Genomic DNA, 12,432 nt, shown 5'->3' with positions numbered 1-12,432 from the left:
TGAGAGTATCGAACTCTGATTTTGCTGCGTAGAGGCATGCTCACCTGAACCCGGGGAAGAAACTTTCTGGCAATCACATGATATGTTTCGTAAAATGGGGTATTTCGTAGGGATTTAGACAAGAAAGGGCCTTTAGGAAATACGTATTTAAATAAAAGGCTGTGTTAAATTAAACAGATGATTTTTCAAATCAAAAGTCTAATTTAACACAGCCTAAATAATAAAAAATATAGCCTCGTTTATCCTATTTATTTGCTTTTTGCAACAGTCGATTCCCGAATTAATAGCTTTGTCGGAAGCAAGATTTCATGAATCGGCTCTTCTTTATTTTCGATTCGCCAGCACAGTTGTTCAACCGCTTTTCTGCCAAAATATTTTAAATCGATAGCCATTGTTGTAATCTTGGGAGTAGAAATTTGTGATAATTGCCCATTATCAAAGCTGCAGATAGAGGCATCTTCGGGTATCTTGCAGCCTTTTTGCTGCAAAACCGATGTGACTAGGAAGCCAAGGCCATCGTTTACGGTAAACCATCCTGAGGGATTAATCGCCAAACAGTTGAAAATATCATTGATTCCCTCTTGATCTTCTCGGGCATGTTCAAAAATAAACTCCTGTTTCGGTTCGATTCCATAGCGTTTTAATGCCAATAAATATCCTTCTAATCGTTCTTGATAGCTTGGAGAAATGTCGACATTGCCGACAAAGGCGATGTCCCGATGCCCTAACTGGATTAAATGTTCTACAGCCGTATAAGCACCAAATCGATTATTTGTTAAAATCGAATCGGCCTGCAAATAGGGGGAGTGATGGTCAATTAACACCGTAGGAATGCCTGTGCCGATTATTTTTGCGATATAATCTGTACTGATGTGAGATAATATTAATATTCCATCAATCTCATGATTGACCAGCAATGCAGGAAGCTGTAATGTCTCTTTTGCCTCATGATGAATCGACTCAATAAATAAATTCATTCCGCGTTCTCTTACTTCTTTTTCAACACTTAAGTAAATTTCACCGAAAAAGCTTTTTTTTGAAAACGCATATTCAGAGGCGATTAAAGCGATATTTTTATGATTCATATTGCCTGATTTCATTGGTTTGCGGATTGAAGAAAACTGATAACCCAATTGTTCGGCTGTCGATTGGACCAGCCTTCTTGTTTCTTCGCTGACTCCTGGCTTCCCAGATAAGGCTTGGGAAACAGAGTTTTTAGAAATATTCAGCTTATCAGCAATACCTTGCATCGTAACTTTTTTTCCCATCTATTTACGTACTCCCTTGTTTTACTGTCAGTAATCTGTTGTAATTATATTGTAACGTGACGAAATGGATATTACAACATCGTTTTCATTTTTACCAAAAACAATGAGGTGTAAAGTAATGGAAAATAATATTTGTTTACCTATTATTGATCAATTTCCAGATTGTCCATTGGAAAAGCCACTAGATTGGAAGTGGATTGCTGATCGATTTGATGCCTACATAAATAATGAAAAAAACAAAGTTAAATTTACGGATTCTGATGGTTTCATCCGTTTTGGAGCATTTGTGGAAGACGGAGGACATGAGCTGATCACCTACGGGGGAATTGTTTTAGGTAAGATTTTACGAGGAGACGAAGTTGAAGAGTTCCTTCCTTCATTAAAAAGTTATTTTAGCCATGAATTTGGAATATTTATGAACCATCCCAATAATAAACGGGAAGAATATTGGTATTTAATGCTTGTTAACTGTTATGCATTTGAAATGATTAGGAGAAAATTATTTGCTCACAATGACTACACAGATTTGATTAAGCAAAGTCTTGAGACGCTTATAAAGATTTCACAAAAAAATCAGTATGACTTTAATGACCAAGGATTTAACTTTGAAACGGGGCTGCCGTTTACGAATAAGGATGCATATAGACAGCCGGATACGATTGGAGCCTATTCCTATTTAATGTTAGTTGGTTTTGAGATCTTTGGAGATAGCCGTTATCTAAAAGAAGCGGTAAAAGGAATGAATCTCTATCAGGCATTTGAAAATAATCCTTGGTACGAAATACCAAGTGGTGCGATGGCGTGCTTAGCGGCTGCAAAATTAACTAGTATGGGCTTTTCTTTTGATTTGAATAAAATAATCAATTTCGTCTTCGATCCTGAACAAGGTCCACTGCATATTGGAAAGTGGGGAAACTCGGAGGTCAATGGTTTAATGAGAGGGTGGAGAGGCTATTCAAGAAAAGAGGCATCCCAAACAGCTTATAGCCTTGAATCCTTGTTGTTTCTTCCTTTTATTGTGCCAGTTATTAAGTATCAGCCCAACTTGGCAAAAACGATTGCAAAGTATGTTTTACATGTCGCAGCCAATAGTCGCTGGTTTTTTGCTGATTTTGTTAATGAAAATGCTCAGAGCAGGCCGGATTTACCTCCGGATGTTCCTTATGAGACATTGCACATCGACAAAAATGGACATCAGCCATTTGCCTTCGGTGATTTTCATTCCCATAAATCTGTTTATGGAGGGGCATTGACTTATTGGTGGGATGCTATTGTAGAAAAAACCGATCATCCCTACATCCTGCAACTAGACATTACTAAAACTGATTTCTTTAGAACGAATGATTTTAAAATATTCGTTTATTATAACCCCTTGGATGTAAGTGAAACGATTACCGTTGAGGTGGATGATGAAGAATATGAGTTGTTTGACTTGCAGGAAAATCAATGGAATCCTTCAAATCAAATCGTTATTCCTCCTAAAAATACTCGTATGATTGGAGTATTTCCTCACGAAAAATAAAAAAGCTGGCCACTGGTCAGCTTTTTTTCATGGGGACGGTTCTCATGGTATCGACTGATTGTAACGTTACAAAAAGCGATTTTAGAACAAAAACTTTCTAAATCATTAGTGATTCGACATTGAAACTATGTTGTTTTGATAGAATTCAACAGTTTGCTTCGAAAAAAATATTGTCATTTACAAATTACAAGAAACCCCTTACAATAAAAGTAACGTTATATTTGCAAAATTGAAACGTTACATTTTTTGAAACATACATGACAATGTGTTTTGGTAATGTTGAAAAAGATTTTAAAATTCATGTATGTATGTTTTGAGAGAAATAAGGGAGGGCTACAATGGTAAAAATTGTTGATCAACTGGTTAGTGAATACAGTGGTGATAACATTATCGCTACCTATAAGCTTAAGTTCACTGGTGTGGACGGAAATGATGTATACAATCCTACTAATCCATTTTTGAATAATGGGAAAAATGTATTGGCTGGTCGTGTAGAAAAGCGTGACAGTGAGCATTCTAAGATTATGTTCTTTGAACAAATTAATGAAGATACTTGGAATTTGATCGATAATCTACCAACTTTTGAATTGCAGGATCCTTATTATTCATTCGTTGGTGACCAATTAGTCCTAGGTGGTACTGAGGTGTTTGACCATCCTGAAATTCCCAATGCTTTATGGTGGCGCGCTAAAAAATTAGTGGGTAATGATATTGCAGGTTTAGAACATTTGGTATACGGTCCTAACGGTATGAAAGATATCCGTATTTGTGACTTAGGAAGCAAAGTTCTTGTTCTGACTCGCCCTCAAGGTAAAAAAGGCGGGAGAGGAAAAATTGGTTATCATTTTGCTGATAGCTTAGCGGATATTACTGTTGAAAAAATAGAAGAGGCACCATTGTTAAACCTTTGCATTGATGAAGAGTGGGTTGGTGGTAATCAAGCAATGGTTCTGAAGAATGGAAAAGTTGGTGTGTTAGGTCACATCGCAAAGTTTGATGAAAATGGTGATCGTCATTACTATCCAACAACATTCTGTTTTGATCCAGAAACAAAAGAATATACAGATATGAAAATTATCTGCATGCGAAAATATTTGGTTGAAGGAGAAGCGAAACGTCCTGATTTAGTTGATGTTTTGTTCTCTGGCGGTATTGTTAGAAATGAAGATGGAACAGCTGAATTGTATACAGGTGTTGGAGACTGTGAAGTGCACTATGTAAAGATTCAAGATCCGTTCTTAGAGTATGAGGTAGAATAATGGCAAAATTGATTGAATTTAAAAACATGTGTGTTAAATACAAAAACAACGATGATTTAACAATTAAAGATATGAACATTGAAATAGAAGACGGTGAGTTTATCGTATTTGTTGGTCCGTCAGGCTGTGGTAAAAGTACAACATTAAAGGTATTGTCTGGTCTTGAAGAAGTTCATTCTGGTGAAATTTATATTGCTGGCGAGTTAGCCAATTATAAAGAACCAAAAGATCGCAATATTGCAATGGTATTCCAAAACTATGCCTTATACCCGCATTTTACTGTTCGTAAAAATATTGAAGTTGGGCTAAAAAATGCGAAATTACCAAAAAGCGAAGTTCGCAAAAAAACGGAGATTGTTGCAGAAAAGCTGCAAATTACGAAAATATTGGATAAGCTCCCTAAAGATTTAAGTGGCGGGCAACAACAGCGTGTAGCTTTAGCGCGTGCTATCATACGTGAACCGTTAGTTTATATTTTTGATGAACCTCTAAGTAATTTGGATGCTAAGTTACGTCATTCTACTCGTAATGAGATTATTTCCATGCATAGAGAACTTAAGAAAACTTTCTTTTACGTAACGCATGATCAGGTTGAGGCGATGACGATGGCTGATCGAATCGTTGTTTTGAAAGATGGAGTCGTACAACAAATTGATAGTCCGAAAAATATTTTCTATAACCCAAGTAACCTTTTTGTTGCGCAATTCATCGGTAATCCTGAAATAAACACGATTACGGTAAAAGTAAAAAAGGATGGAATGTTAGTCATTTCAGGGGATGCTTCGCTTGATTTAGAACATGGTAATCAAGATAAAATATTGAAACTAGATGAAGTCGTTTTATGCTTTAGACCAGATGATGTTCAATATTCTAAAACCGCTAAAAAAGGATTTTTAGAGGTTCAAATAGAGGGCAAGGAAATGTTAGGGAATACAACTATTGTAAACGGGAAACTTGGAGGCTACGATATCAATTTTGTAGTAAGGACTTCCGACTTTGATGGCGATGAAGAGGTTTACTATATTCAAATTGATACCAATAAATGTTTGTTCTTTGATCCTGTGACCGGGAAGAATATTAATGTTATTTAAATTTCTTTATACCAAAAGTGTTCAACTATTCATGGTAGTAATGGGGATCACACTCATCTTCTTAGTGAATTATTTGGACATTTCATTAAATCAACAAAATGTATTAAAACAATTTCAAATCGTCTTTGAAAACAAGAAGATGATTGGAACTGAGCCAGGGGTCTATAAAATACCAGGAACAGACTTTGTGGCTGGTGTTGATTATGCTGGGAAATTGAAAAATGGAATTAATTTTACAAAAAAAGGTTTTACTACTTTTGTAAATGGTTATGGAAATAAGGTGTCTTATGCTGAAATAAAAGCTGAAACAAAAGATGATGTTTATAATAAGTACCTTGTTTACAGATATTCTTCTTATTTGACTCCTACTTTAATATTTTTTATTTTTGTCAGTTCAATTCTAAAATACACCGTTGTGTTTGGAGTTTTATATCTTATTATTCGAGTATACGAGTATATGTTGTTTAGAGATGGTATTACTGCGGGATATAGCTATTTTCTGCGCAGCATAAAATTTAAATTTTGTATTCTGGCAATGTTTGTAAGCGCTATTTTTTATTCATATGGTTCATTCGTTATTAAGGATAAATTTGTTATAGAGAGTATTGCTATTTTAATAGGAATTTCATTAATAGTAGTCCAAATAAAAACTCATAAAAGGAGATTAATAACGTGAAAAAGATCATAGTACTTTGTTCAATCGTATTTGTTATGTCTACAATGCTGTTGTTTGGATGTTCTTCTAATAAATCCACTGGATCAAATGGATCGAGCGGTGTAGCTGAATTAAAGATGGCAACTTGGGCTGGTGGCGATGAGTTAAAGCAAATGCAAGCCATTGTTGATAAGGTGAATGCAGCTCACAAAAAAACTTATCATATTACGTTAGTTTCCATTCCGGATAATTATTATATGAAGGTGCAAACGCAATTATCAGCAGGAAATGCACCTGACTTATTGTGGATGTCACAGGAGCAAATCAAGCCGTTTATTTTAAATGGTGCGTTAACACCTATTACTAAGTATTATAAAAATTCTGCTATTTCTAAAATTGCTATCAGTGATCAATTGATGGGCGCTGTTAAAAATGACGGGGATATCTACGGATTACCTTGGATTGCGAATCCAGTGATCCTGTACTACAACAAAAACATTGTGGATGCTGCGGATCAGGCTACTTTGGAAGCAACGAACAATGGAAAGTATATTACTTGGGATCAATTCCAAACAATGGCTAAAAAGTATACAGATATTAAAAACGGGAAGTACGGTACTGTCATCAATGGCTCTCCTGCTATGGAAAATTTCATTTGGTCATATGGCGGAGAAATTCAGAAAAAAGATGGAACTATAGGATTAGATTCACCTCAATCGATTGCTGGTATCCAAAAGTTGACTGATTTAGCAGTAAATGACCCTGTTTCACCAAATCAAGATGTTGTCAATAAAGTTGGGTATGGTGAAACTTTCCAACAAGGAAAAACGGCTTTCATTTTTGGTGGAGTAGCAGATAATATGGAATTGATTTCTGGTAAGCCAGTTCCGTTTAAAGTTGGCTATGCGGTCGTACCGAATGGGGGAACACCGGCTACTTTTAACTGGTCTGCATCTACAGTCATTACAAAAGATAGTAAAAACCCAGAAGCTGCTTTTAACGCAATGAGCGATTTAACACAAGAGTTTTGGAAATGGAAATCCGTTCCTCCTGTAACGGATATTACAAAACTTGGTTATGCTGATTATACCGACTATCTTAAAAAGAATTCACCGCAAAAGGCAGATATGGCAGCGACATTGAAAGAAACAATGAAAATTGCTCGTATCGATAACTATGGTAAGAACACGGCTGCCGTACAAACTGCGCAGTGGGAGCAAATTTATAGCCAGATTCTAAGTGCAGCGGTTACAGGTAAAAAGGTTGATGTCAAGGCATTAGTTGATAATGCTATGGCGAAAATTAAACAAGCACAATAGAAAAAATGAACTGTATGAGGATGTCCTAAAAACTTAGGGTCAGACCCCACAACGTTAATATATAGCTGAACTTATCATAAAAACGGCCTATATATCGTGTGTTGAGTGAGGGGTCAGACCCTTTTGGGACATCCTCATCATTCAAAAAACAACATATGCTCTGATACATGAGTTAAATAAGATATAAAACTGCAAGCATGACGACAAGTTTAAGGTGGGAGAAAAGTCTTGGATGCAAAAGAGATTAAGAGAATAAAAAGAAGGAAAAAGTACAAAGGGATTGGCTTCGTTCTTCCGTGGGTAATTGGTTTTACAACATTTACATTGCTTCCTTCCATTTATAGTTTTTACATGTCCCTTACTGATTGGGGATTAGTAGGTCCAAATAAAGGGTTTATTGGTTTTGAAAATTATATTCACGCTTTTCAATCAAGTGATTTTTGGAATTCGCTTTCTGTAACCGTGAGATTTGTTGTTTGGGCAGTTCCGCTTTCGATGGCCGCGTCCTTGACGTCAGCTCTGATATTGAATTCTAATGTAAAAGGCGTCAGTATATTCAGAGGCTTAAATTACGTGCCTACACTAGCGTCAGGCGTTGCCATTGCTGTGATGTGGAGTTGGATTTTTTCTCCTGATGGCGGTTTATTAAACAAGATTATTGGTGTTTTTGGATTTCATGGAGCATGGTTATTTGATCCTAAATTAGTAGTGCCATCCTATATCATCATGGCGGTTTGGGGAGCTTTCTCTGGATTCTTAACATACTTAGTGGCCATAAAGGAAATTCCACGGTCATTAATCGAGTCTTCAAGGATTCTAGGAATGGGATATTTTGAGAGATTATTCAAGGTAACCATACCATTAATGCGTCCTATCTTAATTTATAACTTTATCATGGCGATTATTGGCAGCTTTAGAAAATTCTCAGATGCTTATGTGTTAGGTGGAGCAGGTGATTCTGGGAAGTTCTATATGGTTTATTTTTATCAACAAGCATTTGGTAATTTTAGAATGGGATACGCTGTTGCTTTAGCGTGGATCTTATTCGTCATTGTTATGTCTTTAATGTTAATTATTTATAAAAAAACACCTTTCTGGGAGTATTATTCTGGGATGGAGAAAAAGAAGGTGAAGAAGAATGTCAGAGAAGCGTAAGTTTTATTTAAAGAAATATGGGGCCAAAGCTGCTGTATATGTCCTGCTTATATTTGTTGCTTTGTTATTGGCAGTACCATTTGCTTGGACATTATTTGCATCTCTTAAACCGCAAGTTGAAAACATTTCTTCTACCTTTAAGTTATTGCCTAAGGGAAATATATCGGAATGGGACTGGAATAATTATAAGGTTGCTGTTCAACAACTTAATTTTTTCCAAGGATTTAGAAATACACTAACAGTAGCCATTCCAGCTGTGATATTTGGTGTGTTTTCATCCGCGTTTGTTGCTTATGGTTTTGCTCGATTTTCTTTTAAATATAAGCAGGTCATTTTTTTGGTGTTATTAGCATCGCTAATGATCCCTTTCGAAATAACGATGATTCCGATGTATGTTGTTTTTTCAAAAATTGGTTGGATCAACACGTATCTACCCATGATCGTGCCTGGAATGTTTGGTGCATCAGAATATATTTTCTTTTTAACAATGTACTTCATCGCGATTCCACAGGAATTAGTGGCATCTGCACGGGTTGATGGGTACTCAGATTTTGAAATATGGTACAAGATTTTCTTGCCGATTAGTAAACCAGCTTTAATTGTAGTCGGTATTTGGTCTTTCCAGGGGACATGGAATGATTTGTTAGGGCCGCTTATTTGGTTAACGGATTCCAATAAATTCACGTTACAACAATCATTAGCTGCATTGAATAGTGCTACGATGTCACCACCGATTGAACTTGGAGTAAAAATGGCTTCGACAATCCTTATTACACTACCAGTGTTGATTGTTTTCTTGTTTACACAAAGATATATTCTTGACTCAGCAAAGTCAGCAGGAATAAAAGGATAATTAGAACTATAGGGGGATCATACCTATAATGCGGAATATTAATCATTTTGAGACGGTTGTAAATATCTCTACCCTGGATCAGGCTTATGAAGAAACCTTTGTGATCGATAATTTGGAAAGCGGCAGGTATTTTTCAGATTGCTTGCAGCTGTATATTGATTATCGATATGAAATAAGTACGGTTGATGGAGTTTCGAAGATTAAGTTCATCCTTGAACAAAATTGTATCCAAAAGTTAAATGTTTCATTTTCACATATCATCTCCTTTAAAAGTGAAGAATTTTTTACATTTAATTCTGAGCAATTTACAAACGGTGTTGTACATGACGAATTTTTCTATATTGGAAATCATGACGGTATAAATACACTTGTTTATCCAGGTATCCCCTATAAAAATAAATTCACTAGAGTAACTAGAAAAAGAAATCCGTTTAGTAGTGGCGGTTTTACAAAGAGAAGCGTTATTCATGACTTAGAATTAATCAGGCTATCTGGAAATAAAGTTTCCCTAAATTATGGTTTCAAATATGACTTTATCAATTATGTAAAGTTAGAAGACGTAAAATTAGAACTTAATAAGTTTATTAAGATTGATTCCGGTTTTTATCGAATTGTTGTGGAAAACAATACAGAACAAGAAATAACCTTTGAGTTGAATGATCTAAACAATGAAATTTATGAACTTCAGTACATGAAAGTTAAGCCGCATTCTAAATTGGTGGATTTCTTCCAAATAGGTTCAACGAATGAGTATATATTAAATTTTTCATCAGATGAGGTCCATGTATTGTTCGAAAAGATTGAGCCGAAAATTAGTAATCATATAACTTTGGAACAAGCTAAGTCTTATGAAAACGAGATTTTAATTGTAGAAGCTCACTTTGAAAATGATAAAAGAAATAATAGATATTTTCCTCAAATTCACTTCAATCATTTGCTTGATTTTGTAAGATTTGACGAAACAAATGAGTACGAGAAATTATTTTATGCCTCTACTTTAGTCAATATCTTAGATGATAATCTCTGTGTTCCGAATGTTAACTATTCTCCTGATATGTATGCTAGAGACACATTTTGGACCATTATTTCACTTGCTGATCAACGTTTAAATGAAATGTTTTTATCAGAGTTTTTAAATACACAAGGCCCTGATGGTGTTATAGGAACCATCATTACACCTGATATGGGAAGTGTTGAAAAGAAAAATAACGAAGCAGCAATGGAATTGCTGTGGTGGCATCTTTTGAACAGTAGAAGAGGCTACAACGGTGTTGCAAAAGAGAAACTTGATCTATTAGTTGATTATGTATTCAATTTTGATAGACAAAAAACAGGTGAATGTTTTGCAGAATATGTGTTAGGTCAAAATGATGTGATTGACTTCCGAGGTAATCCGTCGAACCGATTGGCTGTAAATCAAGGGATGTATGCCGTCACTTTAAAAGTAATCAAAGAGTTGGGGTATGAAGTTTCTGATGAGTTGATTCAAAATGCCATTCACTATTACCAGGCTTATTATGATCATGAATTAGGATACCTGATCAGTGATCGGGATTTTCCAAAGGTTGTAACCTATTGCGATTTACTACCAGAGTTCGTTTCTCTTTGGCTTTTTGGAGAAAAAATGTTAACAGATGAAATCGTCATCAATACTTTAGATAAACTTCCTCATGTCAATGGAATTGGCCGCTTAATTGGTGATGTTGATAAAGGAACTTTCGACGGAAGTTATCATCACTGGAATGAGTGGGAATGGTTTGAACCTGGCTATTATTACAATGGCGGTAGTTGGATGAGAGAGGAAATCTGTGCCTATTACGCGGGCTTTTGTCATGGATGGAAACATGCACAAGAACGATTTGAAAACAGAGTCTACCAAGAATTTAACTTCTTTAAAGATGAACCTTTTAGCCATGAACATTTGAATCTTTCTGGCATCGAACGCTCTACTAAAGCTACCTATGTTTTCTGTTGGAATGTATTTTATGTCGTAGTGAAAAAATTATTTGAAAATTAGGAGTAATCAAAATGAATGTATATAGATATGAAGAGAATCCATTAGTCACTCCTGCAGATGTAAGGCCGCATCGCTCTGATTTTGAAGTCATTGGTGCCTTTAATGCAGGCGTAACGACCTTTAATAATGAAATTATCATGCTGCTTCGAGTCGCTGAACGCCCAATATGTGAAGATTCGAATGTCGTGAAAGCGCCGATTTATCAGCCGGAAACAAATGAACTGGAGATTTTGGAATTTAGGTTAGATGATTCTGCTTATGATTTCTCTGACCCACGGGTGATTCGAAAGGCAGGGGAAACACAAGGCTTTACGTATCTGACGTCTTTATCCTATTTACGGATTGCAAGAAGCAAAGACGGCCACCATTTTACCATCGATGAAAAGCCTTTTGTTTACCCATCCAATAAATTGGAAATCTACGGGATTGAGGATCCGCGGATTACTCAAATTGAAGACACGTATTATATCTATTTTAGTGCCGTTTCCCCGGTAGGTGTTGGTGAATCAATGGTATCGACGAAGGATTTTGTGACAACTGAACATCTTGGAATGATTTTTGCGCCAGAAAATAAGGACGTATTAATCTTCCCTGAAAAAATAAATGGAAAATATTACGCCATCCACCGACCTGTTCCAAAAAGTAATGGAGAGCCGGAAATGTGGATTGCGGAATCTACCAATCTATTACACTGGGGAAATCACAAGCATTTACTTGGCTTGCGTTCAGGTATGTGGGATAGCGCGCGGATGGGCGGCGGAGCCGTTCCGTTCAAAACGGAAAAAGGCTGGCTTGAGCTTTACCATGGTGCGTCTATTGATCACCGTTATTGTATGGGTGCCGTTCTACTTGATTTAGAGGATCCAACCAAGGTGATTGCCCGTTCAGACAAACCAATAGTAGAGCCGGAAGCAGACTATGAGGTGGAAGGATTCTTTGGTAATGTTGTCTTTTCATGCGGTGCAGTCGTTGAAGGGGATGTTGTCAAAATGTACTACGGTGTGGCTGATACCTCCATGGCTTGTGCGGAATTAAGCTTACAAGAAATCCTCGATTCATTGACATACTTTGAATAAATTTTTTGAAGTGAGGCTGTAAACAAGGGTCAGACCCCACAACGTCAATATATGGCTGAACTTATCATAAATAAGCCTATATATTGAGTGTTGAGTGAGGGGGTCAGACCCTTTTATTTGAAACACCACAACATCAATATATGGCTGAACTTATCTTAAATGAGCCGATATATTGAGTGTTGGGTGAGGGGGTCAGACCCTTTTGGGACAGCCTCTT

At 36.2% G+C, this 12,432-nt stretch carries 10 protein-coding genes; 9 read left to right on the top strand and 1 reads right to left on the bottom strand.

The annotated features are described in order from the left end of the window. Nucleotides 1-248: 248 nt before the first annotated feature. Nucleotides 249-1,268, bottom strand: coding sequence for a LacI family DNA-binding transcriptional regulator (locus tag ACZ5XR_RS25350; protein WP_464499207.1), 1,020 nt, complete (start codon nucleotides 1,266-1,268; stop codon nucleotides 249-251). Nucleotides 1,269-1,386: 118 nt separating this feature from the next. Here ACZ5XR_RS25350 and ACZ5XR_RS25345 point away from each other — a divergent pair, with 118 nt between their 5' ends. The 9 genes from ACZ5XR_RS25345 to ACZ5XR_RS25305 all read left to right on the top strand — a co-directional run bounded on the left by ACZ5XR_RS25345 (nucleotide 1,387) and on the right by ACZ5XR_RS25305 (nucleotide 12,215). Further along, nucleotides 1,387-2,790 (top strand): hypothetical protein, encoded by a 1,404-nt coding sequence (locus ACZ5XR_RS25345; RefSeq protein ID WP_464499206.1) that lies wholly within the window; start codon nucleotides 1,387-1,389, stop codon nucleotides 2,788-2,790. Nucleotides 2,791-3,128: 338 nt separating this feature from the next. Continuing rightward, entirely contained in the window at nucleotides 3,129-4,049 is a 921-nt protein-coding gene (locus tag ACZ5XR_RS25340) for a DUF1861 family protein (RefSeq protein ID WP_464499205.1), read from the top strand. Continuing rightward, nucleotides 4,049-5,140 (top strand): ABC transporter ATP-binding protein, encoded by a 1,092-nt coding sequence (locus tag ACZ5XR_RS25335; RefSeq protein ID WP_464499204.1) that lies wholly within the window; start codon nucleotides 4,049-4,051, stop codon nucleotides 5,138-5,140. The genes ACZ5XR_RS25340 and ACZ5XR_RS25335 overlap by 1 nt, the downstream gene beginning before the upstream one ends. Next, nucleotides 5,130-5,816: a hypothetical protein gene (locus ACZ5XR_RS25330; RefSeq protein ID WP_464499203.1), complete on the top strand. Its 687-nt coding sequence runs from the start codon at nucleotides 5,130-5,132 to the stop codon at nucleotides 5,814-5,816. Before ACZ5XR_RS25335 ends, ACZ5XR_RS25330 begins: the two co-directional genes overlap by 11 nt. Next, on the top strand, nucleotides 5,813-7,114 hold the full coding sequence (locus ACZ5XR_RS25325) for an ABC transporter substrate-binding protein (RefSeq protein ID WP_464499202.1): 1,302 nt from the start codon (nucleotides 5,813-5,815) through the stop codon (nucleotides 7,112-7,114). Before ACZ5XR_RS25330 ends, ACZ5XR_RS25325 begins: the two co-directional genes overlap by 4 nt. A 228-nt stretch (nucleotides 7,115-7,342) precedes the next feature. Next, nucleotides 7,343-8,269, top strand: coding sequence for a carbohydrate ABC transporter permease (locus tag ACZ5XR_RS25320; RefSeq protein ID WP_464499201.1), 927 nt, complete (start codon nucleotides 7,343-7,345; stop codon nucleotides 8,267-8,269). Further along, nucleotides 8,253-9,122, top strand: coding sequence for a carbohydrate ABC transporter permease (locus ACZ5XR_RS25315; protein ID WP_464499200.1), 870 nt, complete (start codon nucleotides 8,253-8,255; stop codon nucleotides 9,120-9,122). The genes ACZ5XR_RS25320 and ACZ5XR_RS25315 overlap by 17 nt, the downstream gene beginning before the upstream one ends. 28 nt (nucleotides 9,123-9,150) lie before the next feature. Then, entirely contained in the window at nucleotides 9,151-11,139 is a 1,989-nt protein-coding gene (locus ACZ5XR_RS25310) for a hypothetical protein (RefSeq protein ID WP_464499199.1), read from the top strand. Between the two features lie 11 nt (nucleotides 11,140-11,150). After that, nucleotides 11,151-12,215 carry a BtaManbiosPhlase gene (locus ACZ5XR_RS25305; RefSeq protein ID WP_464499198.1) on the top strand — a complete coding sequence of 355 codons (1,065 nt, stop codon included), beginning with the start codon at nucleotides 11,151-11,153 and terminating at the stop codon, nucleotides 12,213-12,215. Nucleotides 12,216-12,432 lie beyond the last annotated feature (217 nt).

Source organism: Neobacillus sp. Fa239 (genome assembly GCF_055395235.1).
Note: the sequence above shows the minus strand (reverse complement) of the source record. Positions and strands in the feature narration are given on the sequence as shown.